The 15,238-nt window shown below is 42.5% G+C and carries 13 protein-coding genes; 7 read left to right on the top strand and 6 right to left on the bottom strand.

Annotated elements, in window-relative coordinates:
• The first annotated feature begins 24 nt into the window (after positions 1–24).
• The 3 genes from QUB66_RS02825 to QUB66_RS02815 all read left to right on the top strand — a co-directional run bounded on the left by QUB66_RS02825 (position 25) and on the right by QUB66_RS02815 (position 1,676).
• Positions 25–249: a hypothetical protein gene (locus QUB66_RS02825; RefSeq protein WP_332966011.1), complete on the top strand. Its 225-nt coding sequence runs from the start codon at positions 25–27 to the stop codon at positions 247–249.
• A 38-nt stretch (positions 250–287) separates the two neighbouring features.
• Positions 288–875, top strand: a complete 588-nt coding sequence (locus QUB66_RS02820) for a Uma2 family endonuclease (RefSeq protein ID WP_332966012.1) — start codon at positions 288–290, stop codon at positions 873–875.
• Positions 876–1,070: 195 nt separating this feature from the next.
• Complete coding sequence (locus tag QUB66_RS02815) at positions 1,071–1,676, top strand: Uma2 family endonuclease (protein ID WP_332966013.1); 606 nt, start codon at positions 1,071–1,073, stop codon at positions 1,674–1,676.
• Between the two features lie 206 nt (positions 1,677–1,882).
• Here QUB66_RS02815 and QUB66_RS02810 read toward each other — a convergent pair whose 3' ends face one another.
• Entirely contained in the window at positions 1,883–4,006 is a 2,124-nt protein-coding gene (locus QUB66_RS02810) for an O-linked N-acetylglucosamine transferase, SPINDLY family protein (protein WP_332966014.1), read from the bottom strand.
• Between the two features lie 119 nt (positions 4,007–4,125).
• Here QUB66_RS02810 and QUB66_RS02805 point away from each other — a divergent pair, with 119 nt between their 5' ends.
• The 4 genes from QUB66_RS02805 to QUB66_RS02790 all read left to right on the top strand — a co-directional run bounded on the left by QUB66_RS02805 (position 4,126) and on the right by QUB66_RS02790 (position 8,815).
• Positions 4,126–4,335, top strand: coding sequence for a hypothetical protein (locus QUB66_RS02805; RefSeq protein ID WP_332966015.1), 210 nt, complete (start codon positions 4,126–4,128; stop codon positions 4,333–4,335).
• A 180-nt stretch (positions 4,336–4,515) separates the two neighbouring features.
• The gene (locus QUB66_RS02800) at positions 4,516–5,832 is read left to right on the top strand and encodes a class I SAM-dependent methyltransferase (RefSeq protein WP_332966016.1); all 1,317 of its coding nucleotides are present in this window, start codon (positions 4,516–4,518) and stop codon (positions 5,830–5,832) included.
• Positions 5,833–5,944: 112 nt separating this feature from the next.
• On the top strand, positions 5,945–6,478 hold the full coding sequence (locus QUB66_RS02795; protein ID WP_332966018.1) for a type IV pilin-like G/H family protein: 534 nt from the start codon (positions 5,945–5,947) through the stop codon (positions 6,476–6,478).
• Positions 6,479–6,580: 102 nt separating this feature from the next.
• Complete coding sequence (locus QUB66_RS02790) at positions 6,581–8,815, top strand: O-linked N-acetylglucosamine transferase, SPINDLY family protein (RefSeq protein ID WP_332966020.1); 2,235 nt, start codon at positions 6,581–6,583, stop codon at positions 8,813–8,815.
• A gap of 63 nt (positions 8,816–8,878) precedes the next feature.
• Here the strand turns inward: QUB66_RS02790 and QUB66_RS02785 are convergent, their stop codons facing one another.
• The 5 genes from QUB66_RS02785 to QUB66_RS02765 all read right to left on the bottom strand — a co-directional run bounded on the left by QUB66_RS02785 (position 8,879) and on the right by QUB66_RS02765 (position 15,150).
• Positions 8,879–10,495, bottom strand: a complete 1,617-nt coding sequence (locus QUB66_RS02785; RefSeq protein ID WP_332966021.1) for a glycosyltransferase family 2 protein — start codon at positions 10,493–10,495, stop codon at positions 8,879–8,881.
• 131 nt (positions 10,496–10,626) lie between these two features.
• Positions 10,627–13,074, bottom strand: a complete 2,448-nt coding sequence (locus QUB66_RS02780) for a glycosyltransferase (RefSeq protein ID WP_332966023.1) — start codon at positions 13,072–13,074, stop codon at positions 10,627–10,629.
• A 78-nt stretch (positions 13,075–13,152) separates the two neighbouring features.
• Entirely contained in the window at positions 13,153–13,551 is a 399-nt protein-coding gene (locus QUB66_RS02775; RefSeq protein WP_332966024.1) for a tetratricopeptide repeat protein, read from the bottom strand.
• A gap of 210 nt (positions 13,552–13,761) precedes the next feature.
• On the bottom strand, positions 13,762–14,472 hold the full coding sequence (locus tag QUB66_RS02770) for a Uma2 family endonuclease (protein WP_332966026.1): 711 nt from the start codon (positions 14,470–14,472) through the stop codon (positions 13,762–13,764).
• A 90-nt stretch (positions 14,473–14,562) separates the two neighbouring features.
• Entirely contained in the window at positions 14,563–15,150 is a 588-nt protein-coding gene (locus tag QUB66_RS02765; protein WP_332966028.1) for a Uma2 family endonuclease, read from the bottom strand.
• Between the last annotated feature and the right edge of the window lie 88 nt (positions 15,151–15,238).

Genomic DNA, 15,238 nt, shown 5'->3' with positions numbered 1-15,238 from the left:
GTATAATTAGGCATTGAGACTATTATGACAAGTCTCTACTGTGAGGCTTGGTTGGGGTTGGAAAGTAACGAAAGGGCGATCGAACTTAGATATTGCACCATTGTCAATCAGTTTTTCAAGGGCGAGACACCCCACAATAAACTTGATATTTTGTGGAACAGGCATCTTGCCTGTTCTTCAGACAGGAAAGATGCAATGAATGAGGAGATTGCCAGAAACATTATAGCTTACGGCAGAAGTAAATCATAATTGTTTAATATAATTTCAGTAGTTTAATAGAGATTGGCATGATGACACAGACACTTTTACGGCCAATAGACCAACGGTTCATTCATTCTGGGATTAGCTGGGAACAGTTCAAACTAATTGAACAGGGGTTTTCTGACTCCCCTGGAATCAAGTTGTTTTATTACAGAGGAGAGGTGGAAATCTTGGCAGTTTCCCCGGAACACGAATTTTTTAGTAGGACAATTTGTACGCTGCTGGCTATTTACTGCGCCGAAAATGATATTGAGTTTGCACCTACGGGAAGCTTTACCCAAGAAGAGGAAGGGATAGTGTCTGTACAAGCTGATGAATCTTATTTTATTGGCAGACGCATCACCCCAAATTCTCCTCCCGATTTATGTATCGAAGTAGTGTTTACTAGCGGTACTGTCAGAAAATTGGAACGCTATCGAGTATTGGGAGTTTCTGAAGTCTGGTTCTGGGAGGATGGTGTATTGGCTATGTATCGCTTGGGTTCTGAGGGTTATGCTACAATTTCTGCAAGTGTTGTTTTGCCAGATTTAGATATTAATTTACTGTGTCGCTGTTTGCTGATGGCTTCGAGTGTGGAAGCGATGAGGGAGTTTAGGAGGGGAATTGCTGGTTAGGGCGATCGGGCTTATTTTGTTATGCTTAAGTCGGTTTGAGTGGGTTGGGTTCGCCAGTCTAGAAGTGCATCTATAATGATACTGGGGCAAACAGGGCGATAAGAGCGATCGGGCGAAATTGTCAAGCTGGGAGCGCGATCGCATACTACTTACAGTTAAATTACAATTAAATTACATCCCGTGAAAACACGATCTATGACCTACACTACACCAAAATTATTTAGCTTTGAGGAGTTTATCTCCCAACATGGGGATAATACACGCTATGAACTAATTGATGGAGAACTCAGAGACAGGTCACCTACTGGTCCTCACCAAGCTGTTGCTGGGAGCATTGCCGGTAGAATTTATGTCGAAATCTTTCGGGATAACTTCAACTGGTTGGTACCAAAAAATTGTCTGATAAAACCACTATATGCTGAAGCTACAGCGCTGCGTCCTGACATAATTATTTTAGATAAAGCAGAACTAAGTCAAGAACCACTTTGGCAAAAAGAACCAGTTATTTGTAACGGTAGTACCATTAAGCTTGTTGCTGAAGTGGTCAGCACTAATTGGCAAGATGATTATGCAAGAAAAGTGGAAGAGTACGCTTTTTTGAATATCCCCGAATATTGGATTGTGGACTTTCGGGGCTTGGGTGGTTGGCAATTTATCGGCAATCCAAAGCAACCGACTTTCACAGTCTGCCAATTAGTTAATGGTGCATACCAGCAGCAACAATATCGCTTGGGAGATACTATTTCTTCTTACTTGTTTCCAAATTTACAACTGAAACTCGACGACATTATGCCAACTTAAAAATCTAGGATATCTCTTTTAGTGCCAGGGCGGTGTTTTCATCTATATCTCTACAGCAGCTAGTAGCCGTAGGGTGCGTCGCTATCGACTATCCTCAAAAAAGAGCGACAATCTCATAGCGACGCACCTGTTATTTTCAAGGGATTAGGAAACAACCCTCCGTTTCACTCCGCCCAACATTCTCAAAAACATTTATTAAAATTGCTTTAACTTTCAAGTCTTTCTCGAACAATTTTTTGATAAAAACCCTCTAAAGCTGTCACACAAATTTTATCGTCAAACAAATGATCGTGTCGCTGACTCATGCGTTGTGCAACATCTCGCCGCCACTCAGAATCTAAACCCAAATTAACAGCAATTTGAATGTATTCCTCTTCATTTTGGGCAATTGTGTCGGTTACTCCCAGCATTTTGAGAAAGCTATAAGCGTGCATTCCCCGCATAAATTCTCCCGGACAGGTTACTATAGGTAAATTACAGGCGATCGCCTCCAACGACGTATTTCCCCCCGACCAAGTGAAAGTATCCAAGAAAACATCAGCAAGAAAGTTAATTGCTATATATTCTTGTCGAGTTGCAATCGCTCGAAATACACAGTAATCTTCGCTATCGAGATTAACAGCAGCAAAAGCCCGCTTGAGCCGTTCCCGCAACAGTTCACCGCGCGGAAAAATAAACTTAGCTTGCGGAACGCGGAGGGCAATTTCTGCTAATATAAAATCATATTGCGGTAAGTATTTGAAAGGAGCTTGGCAGCAAAAATAAATGACGGCATCTTCTCGGAGGTCAAAATCTAAGCGACTTTTATTTAATTCTCCCACGGTTGGCTTTGGGTAAGAAACGCCAATATTAGGCAACTTAATTAAGGTTTCTGAGTAATGCAATTGTGCATTTTCCGGTTCCATCAATTCGCTGGAAATAAAATAGTCAATGGTTGGCAAACCAGAGGTTACAGGATGTCCCCATGCCGAACATTGCACGGGGGCAAGGCGCAAAGCTGCTAATTGTATCGTTGGTGCATCCATGCCAATTTCAGGAAATACAAGAATATGCAATTTATCCTCAATAACTTGTTTAGCTACAGCTTCTAAGTCATGAGGAATATGGCGAAATACATCACTATATTCGCGAAATTGTTCTGTAATTAAATCGGTATCATTACCTGTGTGGTAACAGTAAATTTCAATTTTGTGTGTATCGGCATAACGCAACCAGCCAGTTAACCATAAAGTGCCGCTGTAAGCATACAAGTAACTGGAAATATAGCCGACTCTGATTTTGCCATTTTCCGGCAGTGGAGGCATCTGTCGCGGTTGCACCCACTGGGGATAGTTGGCTGCCATGATTTGATGAACTAAATTGGCATATTTTGATTGTGATTCCACAACATTGTGGGCTTGATAGGCTAGGTAAAAATTAGTAAAACTCCTCAAACCGATGCAAGCATTTATTTTGTCTTCTGGAGTTATTAGAGATGTTTCACGAATTAATTTTTCTAATTCTATGACAAATCTATCTCGGTAAAAATTAATTTCTTCTAGTGTATTGTAAACTAGGGGCAATGTTAAGTGTTTTAAAAGTTTAAAAACATATTCATTCGGCAGAATATTGGCGGCTATTTCGGAGTTTGAAATAGCTTGTTTTATGCGTCCGTTTTGCTGGAAGATTTTAATCAATTCAAAGTGCAGTTTTCCGGCTGTCGGATAATGGCGAATTCCTTCTTCAAGGATTGCGATCGCTGCTGTAATTTGATTGAGGTTTCGCCAACAATCGCTGAGGCTGACAAATAGTTCTACATCTCCTATATGGGATTGTGAAAACCTTTGATAGTGCTTAATGGCTTCTTCATGTCTTCCTTGACGGTAGAGTGTGTTGCCAAAGTCTATCAACCGTGACGCTTGGGATTCAAGGGTTATATCGCTAAGTCTATCCTGTTCCAATACAGGAAGTTTGTCAGCCCCAGATTCGGCTAGTGCTGTTTGGTTTTCCGCCACTAACTTAATTCGATATTGGATTTGTGGCAAAATATCTTGCCACTGGCTTTGACTGAGGTTTTCTAATAAAATAATTTCCGGTTCTGTGCTATAATCTAAATCTTCTTCCATGCAGAGATCCATGAGAATTCCTGACAAAATTAAATTAGCATCTAATTCAGATGATTCTATAATGTCGGTGATGTCTATTAAGAGAGCTAGATAATGGCTATCGGGATGAGTTAGAATACTTTTAATAATTGCTGCTAACTCTAAATATAGCAATTCTTCTGGTTGGCTCCAATCGGGGAAAATGAGCAAGTTTAATGGTTTGAGATTTAAGGTGGTTAGATCCATTTGATAGTCTGTCCTGTATTGTTGGGTATTGTGGGGCTTTTGCTGTTTTGTGCGATACGTTCCTCACCAGCTATCTCGGCTGCTGTTGCCATGCCCGCCAGCCTAGGATCGCAGCTAGAATGATACTGGGGGAAACCACGGCGATGAGGGCGTTTAAATCGGTGGAGGGTATGGATAGGCTGGGCCCTGCGTATTTGATGGCAAGGGAAAGGGCGGCGGAGAAGCAGAATACTTTGAGGATGGGGCTGATGTTGGTGTTCATGGATGTGCTGGTTGGGCGATCGCCCAGGGATGAAATGCCTTTCCATTTTATAATACAATACGCTTAGATTAGTATTATTTATTGCCCGGAGATACCCCTAAATCCCCCTTAAGAAGGGGGACTTTGAACAACTTCTTGTCCCCCCCTTTTTTAAGGGGGGCTAGGGGGGATCTGGCTTAACTGAACCGTAGTGTTTTATAATAGGGGATGCCACCGGAAAATTTACCAAAATCAAAAGTAATTCAAAATGGAAAATCAAGAATCTGATTTAATAAACCAAATTCGCCAGCAATTTGATTATGCCCCTTTTCCCAGAATTCCTCTAGAAAAATCTCCTGAGTTTGAGTATGAGTCGCTCTACCTGCACAACCTGGTAACTGCTTACTACTTCAGAAATCGGAAAATTGTCAATACTGAAGGCAAACTGATTCTGGATGCGGGTTGCGGTAGCGGATACAAATCCTTAGTTTTGGCTGTAGCTAATCCGGGAGCTAAGATTGTGGGAATTGATTTATCAGAAGAATCTGTTAAGTTGGCCCGCAACCGCTTGGAATATCACGGCTTTGAGAATGCCGAATTTCATGCGATGAAAATAGAAGAATTACCCAGTTTAGGTTTGCAGTTCGACTACATTAATGCTGACGAAGTGCTTTATTTATTGCCCGATGCTGTTGCAGGATTGCAGGCGATGAAATCGGTTCTCAAACCTGATGGCATTATTCGGACAAACCTGCACAGTTCCATTGGTAGGGCGGGAGTATTTCGCGCTCAAGCTGCTTTCAAAACAATGGGATTGATGAATGGAACTCCAGGCGAGTTGGAGATTGAAATAGTCCGGGAGACGATGGAAGCACTGCAAGATGAAATATGGCTCAAAGCAGTTAGTTGGAATTCTGATCGCGCAAAGGATGAGGGGTGGATTCTGTCAAACTATTTGTTGCTGGGTGACAAAGGCTGTAGCGTGCCTGAACTGTTTGGACTTTTGAGAGCCTCGGATCTAGAGTTTATCAGTATGCTAGCTTGGCGGCGCTGGGAGTTGATGGATTTGTTCAAAGATCCAGATAATTTACCGGCGTTTTTGGCGATGAGTCTGCCAGAAACTTCTGTGGAAGAACGGCTGCATTTATTTGAATTGTTACATCCCCAGCACCGCTTGTTTGATTTCTGGTGCGGCAATCCCGGAACTCAGGCTTTTGTGCCTGTTGCGGAATGGACGGAGGCTGACTGGCAGTCGGCGCAGGTGCATTTGCATCCTCAACTCAGGACTTCCCAGGCGAGGGAAGATTTGACTAATTGCATTGCCAGCGATACGCCGTTTGAGATTAGTCGTTATATTATTGTGCCAACTCTAGCGCCGGTGGCGATCGACAGTACAATCGCTGCTTGCTTGTTACCTCTGTCGGATGGGTCGCACTCTGCGGTGTCGCTAGCCGAAAAGTGGTTGCAGAGTCGAGCCGAGGCTGCTGTTAATCTAGAACCCGCAGCCCTGGAGACAGCCTTTGATGAAGTCAAGGAAATGTTGACTAGGCTAGAAGTCTCTCTATACCTGCTTTTGGAGCGTTAGCCGCCAGACCTCAAAAAAAAATGGACGGGATGATAGCAAAGCCGGGGAAACTGGGTAAGTTACATATAAGAGTTAGAAACGAGCATCCCACCCCCTCAAGGAGAAACAAATTATGAAGACTGAATTTAAAGCCAAGTTCCTGCAACAGATCAACAAAAGAAGACAGGATCAAGGTTTCACCCTGATTGAACTGCTTGTTGTTATCATCATTATCGGTATTTTGTCGGCTATTGCTTTGCCCGCGTTCCTCAACCAAGCAAACAAGGCAAAGCAATCTGAAGCCAAACAGTATGTCAGTTCAATTAACAAGGGTCAGCAGGCTTATTACGCAGAGAATACTGGGTTTGGGAGTAACGTTGCAGTTTTGGGTCTAGGTCTCAAAACTCAAACCAGTAATTATACTTACGAATTGGGAACTACAGCAGATGGAGCTACGACCGTTGGAAACCCGCTTCCTGCGGCGGCTTCCGCTCTCAAAGGATATGGTGGGGCGGTTGGGTTGGTTACTGCTGGCGAGGCAAAAACTACCCAGAGCATAATTTGTCAGGTTTCGGGTGCGGGTGTCGGTAATGCGACTATGGCTCCTGTTGCTGCTAATTCAACTGAACTCACCTGTGGAACAGGCATGGAAGCAGTTACCAAGTAATTAATTGTTCAGCCTAATAAGCATGGCTTGTTGACGAGAGCGGGTAGAACACAGAGTCCTACCCGCTCTATTCTGTAAAAACGGTTTTTAACAGCTTAGTATATGGTTTCTAGTGATTTATCGGCTGTAGGATCTGATTGGCAGCAAAAAACTGATCAATTTCTGCTCCAAGGAAATTATGTTCAGGCTGCAAAGCTCTACGAACAAGCTATTGAAGATGAACCAAGTGTCAAGTCCTACTACTGGCAGTTAGGATTGATGTTGCTATTGCAGGGACAAGAGGTAGAAGCTCAGACTACTTGGCTGTTGGCAGTGGCTGAGGGAGAACCTGAAGAAATAGAGTTTTGGACCCAGGAACTAATACAGGTTCTGCAAACAGAGGCGGATAGACAACGGGATCTGGGTAACTATGCAGTGGCTTGGGCAATTCGGCAGCACATCAGGGAAATTAATCCTACAGATATCAACAACCTGTTGCATTTGATCGGGCTGTCCACTCTGCTTGAGACATATACAGGAGAGGAATTAGTAGATATAGGGGTCATTGAGCTGCTCAAGTCAGAACCAGCAAACAGCGTAGACTTTGAGCTATTGATGCAAGTATTGAAGAATGTTTTAGACAGGGGTTCTTTTTATCAGTCATCCTTTGACTTTACGGAAGCTAGTACAGCCCACGTCAAAGATATCCTAACTTTTCTGAGTATTTTAATACCATTTGTTTATAAGCTTTCTTACTCGGCAAAGCAAATTGAGTTAGCAGCACGCTTCAGTGAGTTAGCCTTGGTTGTGGCTCCCAAACATCCAGAATTACTGGCTGCTTTGTCTTGTTTTTATCAAGATAGTGCCCAGTATACCAAAGGCATAGAAACTGCTAAATTGTGCTACTCAGTTATGGAAGGCTTAGCAAATAAAGTTTATGCTAATTTCCTGATCATGCGCAGTTTGATGAGTGCTGGCGGTTATTGGGATGAATTTTGTTTAGCGTTGGTAATAAACAAATCCCTGTTAGTGTCTTTGTTGGAGGATCAACCGGACTCCCTAGGTTCATCTGCCACATCTCGCTTATTTTCAGCAGTCTTTTTTTTCCCATACTTTCAGGATAAACCCGAGGAAAATCTACAACTTCGCCGTCAAGTAGCTCAGCTTGCTAAATTAAACGTTGAAAATTACGCTAAGGAAAAGGTAGCTCGGTGCCGTAAGTGGCGTTCGCCTATGCTAAACACTGAGCAGCCTAAAAAACGGTTGAAGATTGGATATATTTCTCATTGTTTACGCAGCCATTCTGTGGGGTGGTTGGCGCGGTGGGTGTTTGAACACCGCGATCGAGATCGATTTGAAGTAAATGCTTACCTGCTTGGCTCTGAAATGAACCGCGACAAGTTAGAAGATTGGTACATTAGCAAAGTTGATAAAGCTTATAAATTAGGATTAAACGGTCAGGAAGCTGCTGAGAAAATTTACGAAGATGAAATTGATATTTTAGTCGATCTCGATAGCCTCACACTGACAAATATTTGTGAAACTATGGCCATTAAACCAGCACCTGTTCAGGTGACTTGGCTGGGCTGGGATGCGTCGAACCTGCCAACTATTGATTACTATATTGCCGATCCATACGTTTTACCAGAATCGGCTCAGGACTACTATACGGAAAAAATCTGGCGTTTGCCTCAAACTTACATAGCAGTCGATGGTTTTGAGGTTGGGGTGCCAACGCTGCGACGCGATAGTTTGGATATCGGCAGTGATGCTGTGATTTATTTTAGCGCTCAGAGGGGATATAAGTATCACCCCGACACAGCACGGCTACAAATGCAAATTCTTAAAGCTGTACCGAATAGCTATTTTTTAATTAAAGGTTTGGCGGATCAAGAATCAATCAAAAAGTTTTTTGTCCAAGTTGCAGAATCAGAAGGGGTGGAGGGCGACAGGCTGAGATTTTTACCGTTGGCTGGATCGGAGGCAGAACACAGAGCTAATTTGGGCATTGCAGATGTGGTACTCGATACTTACCCCTACAACGGAGCTACAACAACTATGGAAACGCTGTGGATGGGGGTTCCTATAGTAACGCGCGTTGGAGAGCAGTTTGCTGCCCGCAACAGCTATACGATGATGATGAATGCTGGTATTTCCGAAGGGATTGCTTGGACTGATGAAGAGTATGTAGAATGGGGAATTCGTCTAGGGAAAGATCCAGTTTTGCGGCAGCAAATATCTTGGAAACTGCGGCAGTCACGACAAACTGCGCCGCTGTGGAATGGTAAGCAATTTACGCGAGAGATGGAAAAAGCTTACGAGCAAATGTGGCAGATATATGTTGACAAAAATCATTAATAGTGCCGATCTGTCTGAGTGAGTAGTTTGTGCAGCGAGTGCTGCACAAACTCGCTAGATTCATCAGCTAGTCTCCTGCATAAAATGGTCGAGTTGAAATGCTGCAATCCTCTTACCTTCTGCTGCAATCGCCACTTTATTTTCATGCTCCAACACAATTCTACCGTGCAGGCGAGGCCTCAGAGCTTGCCACTCGATTTCGCTCAATGGTCCAAAAAGTGAAATTTTTGGCCACTCGGAGACATCTAGCTCCTCTTCCATTAAAAGGTTCATCGCGACACTAGACAAAGCGAGATTTGCATCCTCATCAGAAATCTGGCTGCTGTCTACCAGCAGAGTCATTTTATCTTTGTCTGGGTGAGTGACTATTGCTCTAATTGCCTGCGCCAACTCCTCATTCAAAGACTGTTCTGGCTGATTCCAGTCGGGAAATACTATTAAATTGATTTCTTTTAAATTCAAGTTTTGGTAGAGAGTAATTGCCTGCTCTTTAGACAAATAATTAACCTGAAAAAAACTTAAATCAGGTAACATTCCCCATACCAGCATCGCCGCTTGAGCCACATTAGATATTCCCGCTTGATCTCCATTAATCGCCCATGTAGTTATTGAGCCATTTCCGTCCGAGATGGGGCCTTGATATGGTTGGGGTTGATGCGTCTGTTTTTCGGGAATGTTAAACTCCGAAGTAGGTATTTTATGCTTCTTGGCCAATTCCTCAATTTCTTGCAAACGAGTTTCGTACTCGCCAAGATCCATATTGATACTTGAAGCACCAGCCCTGACGACAGTTAAAATATTAAAGTTAATCTCTTCATCCGCCGGAAAAAATAACTCTTTAGTGCGAACTTGCACGTCAGCAATGCTCATGAATGGGTTGATTGATGGTACTAAACTATCGTGCAGCAGTTTTTTAGTATCTTTCTTCGCATCAGTCAAAAAATCTTTAAACGGTTTTCCACCAAGGCTGGGGTAGCACGATGAAGTTCCCGTACTATGTCCAGAATTACCGGCTACTGAAAGAGGTCGAAAAGAATATAAGTAATTTTCTAAATAATAGGCATTAATTACACCCGAGTAAACATCGGGAATAGATGACATAAAATATTTACCATGAACCGATTTAATTTTTTCTATTAAGCTTCTATGAATAAAAGCATTGTATAGCATTGGGAGTTCATCATAAGAAACTTCAAAATTATAGAACTGCTTTAATTTTTGTCTTGCTTGAAATTGTAAAGCTACCTGCTGCTGCAACCGAACGTATAATTTATTTCTATGCCAAGGTACAATAGCATTTTGCCACCAATATACAGTACCGCGAGACCAAGCCACTGTCTGCACGTCATATTTATTGAGAAAATTTAAACAAATTTCCAGGCAATCTGGCATTAAAGCATCATCATCTCCGAGAACAGTAATGTATTCTCCTGTAGCGTGAGATAACCCTAGTTCCCAATTGTCAGACATGGAGAGTCTTTCAGGTGCGCGATAATACTTGATTCGCTCATCCTTAAATGAAGCTACAACTTCAGCAGTTTCGGGACTGCTAAAGTTGTCCATAACGACAAGTTCAAATTCCTTATGAGTTTGATTAATGACACTCTGAATGGAATGTTTTAATGTATCATGCCTCTGACGTGTGGGGATAATGACCGAAAATAAATTTTTTGAATACATTACTTATATCTCCTAGATACTCTAATTACTTTCCATTTTCTAGATTGCCCAAGTTCGATCGCAAAACGAGCGCCCTTCACCATTTAAAATTTGAGAACACTTCCAGCCTATGACATAAAACATGAGATTAGTCAAGAACATTTAAATGACAAGAGAAGTGTACGACCGATCGCCTGTTCATTCTCCTTGACTAAGGAAATTCGATCTTGAATGCGAGGCAGCAAAGCTTGCCACTGCAATTCGCCCAGTTTGCCAACTAGGGAAATTTCCGGTTCGCCGGTCATTTCTAAGTCTTCTTGCATCAGAAGATTCATCACAACGCCAGATACAAGTAGATTAGCATCTATTTCGGAATTTTCATCAAGATTACTGGTATCTATTAGTAAAGTTATCTGCTGGCTGTCCGGGTGAGTCAGAATAGTCGTTATCACCTTTTCTAATTCCCTGCTAATGTCTGGTTCTGATTGACTCCAATCTGGAAAAATAATGAAATTAGTCTCTCTCAATTTTAAAGGTAATAGCGTCGCTTCAATCAACACTGAGCTAACTTTTTTCGCCATTCCTGACCAGGAAAATTTGGTGGATTGCTCAAAACCCGCAGCTATCAAGGATTCCCGCACATCAGGCTTTTGAATGTTGGCAAGTGCGATCGTCATTGCTTCAACATCATCATCCTTAACATACAAAGCGGCCTCTCCCGCTACTTCAGGTATAGAAGAATTGGGACAAGTAATTATGGGACAACCGCAGGCCATTGCCTCCACAATTGGCAAACCAAAACCCTCATATTTTGACGGATAAACTAAAGCCGTAGCCCCAGAATAAGCGACTCTTAATTCTGCATCATCAATACGGGGTAACAGGTGGACATTCGTTTCCGAAACATAAGCTGCCGAACCCTCTTCTAATTTGTCTTCGCCTCCTACACAGACAATGACAAAATCATCTTGATTTTCTAGTTGATAAAATGCCTGAAAAAATAACCTTACATTTTTGTAACCGTCTCTCAAACCCACCAGCAGAAAGTACGGTTTAGCAATTCCGTACTTATTCTTCAACTCATTTATTTTTTGACAATCTGCTTGAGTGAAAATATTTTCAAATCCACAATGAGCAACCTCGATCGACTCTCTAGAAATTTCCGGGAAAAATGTTACTAAATCATTGGCTGTGTTCTCTGAAATTGCAAGATAACTAGAAGCGTGTCTAATTGCATGATGTTTATCTTGCCAAACTGGGAGATTCATATCCCATCTCATCACTTCTGGGATCATGTCATAAGCCATGAATACAGAGGGAGTTGAGATGGGAGTTGTATAATATGTTGAAATGAATAAGCTTGCCTCTTCTTCGATGCAGATTTGCTCCAGCATTTCGCGATCGGCAGCAGCATCGCTAGAATCAGATAAATAAGATGGAATTAGACGATACTGATAACCTGAGATTTTCGGAGCTGTGCCGCTGCGATCGAGGATAATAATATGTTTGGCAAAATCTGTTTTAATCCATTCTTCTAGTAAGGACTTCCATACACGAGCAATTCCTGTTTTATATATCTGAAAAAATATTGCATCAATTATAATTTTAGGACTTCTGCTATCAATTTTGTCATCTTGATATGTAAATAGCTGTTCTATATCCATTGCTAAGCTGTGAAATTTTGATCCTAGCTGATTAATCAGTTTCTCTGCAACGGAGTTAGAAGATAGCCCTTGAACTTTTGAATTTTGGAGACCCCTTAAAATCCAGCTAGACTTCTCCCGCAAGCAGATAACTGTTGATAAAGTGGCAGCATCTTTCTCGAAAGAACAGTTAATGTGCTTGTTCACAATTTTTAAATATTCGCCAATCATCTGCCAGTACAAAGAATGCGCAGACAAACCTGATAAATTCTGCATAAATATTTTTTCAAAATACTTATCCCAACTGCCGAAATCCTCCATTTTCCTAATATAAAAAAGTGGAGCGCTTATGTGAGCAAAAGCTCCCAAAAGAGATAGCTCAGCTAGGAGAATAGCGTCAGTTGCAATCACTTGCAGCCCTAGGCTAACCTTTCTTAGGGCTTGGGAACTAATAAGACCATACACAGGATAGCAGTATCCCAGCCCCCACAAAACAACGTTAAATCGGGATATTCTATTCAAACCTCTGGTTTCAACAGAGCTAGGTATTAAACCTAATGGCTGACCGTCGGTATTGATCCACATAGCTTGTGGATGGCACAAGACAAGTGATTCATCTTGCGAGAAAATTTCTAAACAGCGAGACAAAAATGTTGGATGCCAGAGATCGTGACCCGCAGCCCATACAAAATAATCTCCATGCGCTAATTCAAAGACTCTTTTGAAATTGACAGCAGCACCAATATTAGTTTCATTCCGGTAGTAATGAACCCGCCGATCTTTGGCTACATATTCTTGGCAGATATCGGAAGTGCCATCCACAGACGCATTGTCTGATATAATTAATTCAAAATTAGCATAATCTTGTGATATTAAAGAATCCAAAGCCTGACGTAGGTAGCGTTCTTCATTGTACAATGGCATACCAATGCTAACTAATGGGCTTTTGTCAGGCACAATCTCAACTCCTTTCTGGTTTTACCTATTTAGATAATAACTTTACTCGATCGCTAATCCTCACCGATCGCCCTTTCCCTACTTTTGCCCCTTCGCCTGGGCCAACAGCGCCTGATAATCAGCTCTGTCAGGATTCAACTTCACCAACTTCTCCAAAGGCTCGATCGCCCCTTTCCCATTATTCATCCCCAACCGCACATTTGCCAACCCCTCCAGAGCCGTCTGATTCTGAGGTTCCCGCCGCAAAACCGTCTCATATCCCCGTTCCTGCGCCGCCAGCAGAGACTCCTGAGAAACAGCAGCAACAGCTACAGGTTTTTGTCGGTGCTGGCTGCTCAAACCGCTGCTGAACAGACTCACCATACCAAAAATCGTAGAACCAGCAAAACCAGCCATCGATACAAACGCAAAAATCTGCTTAATTCGATCGCCCTTACGAACCCCACTCTCACCAGATTTTTTCTGTATACTTTCCATTGCCAACCCTTAGCGTCGCTGTTTTCCAGGCACTCACGAAGCACCTATCTCTAGATTGCCCAAGTTCGATCGCAAAACGATCGCCCCTCCCATTTAAAATTTGACAGCAATTCGAGATAAAACAAAAAAGCTGAGATTTGTCAAGAATATTTAGCTAAGAATAGCACGCGGGCGATCGAGATCGATGAAGTGCGATCGGCCGCTGATTTTTTAGCTGTTACCATCAGGCAATTCGCCAAACTGATCTCGATAACGCGCTAGCAAAGATTCGAGTTCAGCAGCCCGCTGACTTTCAGCTTCGGCGCGCAGGCGTTCAGTTTCGGCGCGCTGGCGTTGCGCTTCTAATGCCGAGGCTAATTCATCAGGAATCAGTAATTTTTCTCCATTATCCTCCCGATAAAAACCGATGAGTTTTCCCTCTATTTCCAAACGCAATTGCAGCACTTCACTGCGACTGTCAGTAATTAATTGATAGCCATCTTCCCACAGTCGATATCCCCGCAATTTTTCGGGTATCCATTGTCCTTTGGGGTCAAACAACCAATATTCCTGAACTTCTAAACTTTCGTACAAGTCTTTTTTCGTAACTTTATCTTCCGACTGCGTACTCGGTGAAGTAATTTCAAAAACTACCTTCGGAACTTGCCCTTCTAACCAGATTTTATAATTATCTCTGCCTCCCGGTTCCACATCATAAATTACCATAACATCCGGTGCAGTAAGCAATTTTGGGAAACCTTCAGCGTAATATAAAAACTGGTTAGCCAAAACGGTAGCGCGCTGTCCGCTCAGGTATTGCTTGAGGACTTCTAAAGTGGTTAGAATTGCATAAAGGTGGTCGTAAGTTTCTGCCACGGGTTTTCCATCCGCACTGGGGTAGATAATTTCAGATGATTTGAGGGTGGGAACGACTGTTCTCATGGTCGTGCTTCCTGTGAGTTGTAGTTCTATTATAGACCTTTTTGCTGTTACCAATTCTTCAATGATGTCACAGTTACTCAATATTTTTGACTAAGAATTGAGATCGATCGCCCTTTTGAATTCCTTAATTGCCTCAACATGACTCGGTATATTAACACACCTGACGAGTAAACCAATATCGAGTTCTGGAAGCAATTGAGAACTCGCAATCGGTTCGTATCCTTCCTGTCCCAGAGCATACAGAGAAAGTCGGCTGTTTTCCCAAAACCAGACTTCAGGGATTTGCAGCCGTTTGTAAGCCTCTAGCTTATCAATTCCGCCGCTAGTAACGACTACTTCGATCGCTAAATCTGGACGTTCTCTGTCAACCCCCAATTCGTAAGACTTATCTGCTTCACACTTTACCAATCGCGATTCATTTTCTAAAGTCAGAGACTCCGTAGGGGTGAAATCGATTCCTGTCGCCATCATGTAAGTTTCTACCAACGCACCGATACGTCCCTTGGCTGTTTCGTGTTTTCTTCCAGGCATTTTCTGAATCTCCAGTATCCCATCTAAAAATGACAGCCGAACTCCTGGAATATCCAGCATCGGTTCTAAAGTTTTGAATTGTTCCCAACTTAACCCTGGAAATAGCAACGGTTGATCTAATTTCTCTGCTAATGTTGTTGCAGTCATGGCGCTCCTTAACTGTAGTTTAGACTAACTAAAGATGAGAACGGTGGCAAAAGAAGAACTAGAGCCACCGCGCCGGGAGAGAATGAGG

Origin of the sequence: Microcoleus sp. A2-C3, assembly GCF_036706065.1 — a bacterium.
Lineage (GTDB): Bacteria > Cyanobacteriota > Cyanobacteriia > Cyanobacteriales > Microcoleaceae > Microcoleus.
The sequence above is the reverse complement of the archived record's forward strand: the minus strand, read 5'-3'. Positions and strand labels throughout refer to the sequence as shown.

Excerpts from the sequence above, each read along its gene's own strand:
- QUB66_RS02825 (WP_332966011.1), top strand. The coding sequence starts at position 25 with ATGACAAGTCTCTACTGTGAGGCTTGGTTGGGGTTGGAAAGTAACGAA.
- QUB66_RS02820 (WP_332966012.1), top strand. The coding sequence starts at position 288 with ATGATGACACAGACACTTTTACGGCCAATAGACCAACGGTTCATTCAT.
- QUB66_RS02815 (WP_332966013.1), top strand. The coding sequence starts at position 1,071 with ATGACCTACACTACACCAAAATTATTTAGCTTTGAGGAGTTTATCTCC.
- QUB66_RS02810 (WP_332966014.1), bottom strand. The coding sequence starts at position 4,006 with ATGGATCTAACCACCTTAAATCTCAAACCATTAAACTTGCTCATTTTC.
- QUB66_RS02805 (WP_332966015.1), top strand. The coding sequence starts at position 4,126 with ATGATACTGGGGGAAACCACGGCGATGAGGGCGTTTAAATCGGTGGAG.
- QUB66_RS02800 (WP_332966016.1), top strand. The coding sequence starts at position 4,516 with ATGGAAAATCAAGAATCTGATTTAATAAACCAAATTCGCCAGCAATTT.
- QUB66_RS02795 (WP_332966018.1), top strand. The coding sequence starts at position 5,945 with ATGAAGACTGAATTTAAAGCCAAGTTCCTGCAACAGATCAACAAAAGA.
- QUB66_RS02790 (WP_332966020.1), top strand. The coding sequence starts at position 6,581 with ATGGTTTCTAGTGATTTATCGGCTGTAGGATCTGATTGGCAGCAAAAA.
- QUB66_RS02785 (WP_332966021.1), bottom strand. The coding sequence starts at position 10,495 with ATGTATTCAAAAAATTTATTTTCGGTCATTATCCCCACACGTCAGAGG.
- QUB66_RS02775 (WP_332966024.1), bottom strand. The coding sequence starts at position 13,551 with ATGGAAAGTATACAGAAAAAATCTGGTGAGAGTGGGGTTCGTAAGGGC.
- QUB66_RS02770 (WP_332966026.1), bottom strand. The coding sequence starts at position 14,472 with ATGAGAACAGTCGTTCCCACCCTCAAATCATCTGAAATTATCTACCCC.
- QUB66_RS02765 (WP_332966028.1), bottom strand. The coding sequence starts at position 15,150 with ATGACTGCAACAACATTAGCAGAGAAATTAGATCAACCGTTGCTATTT.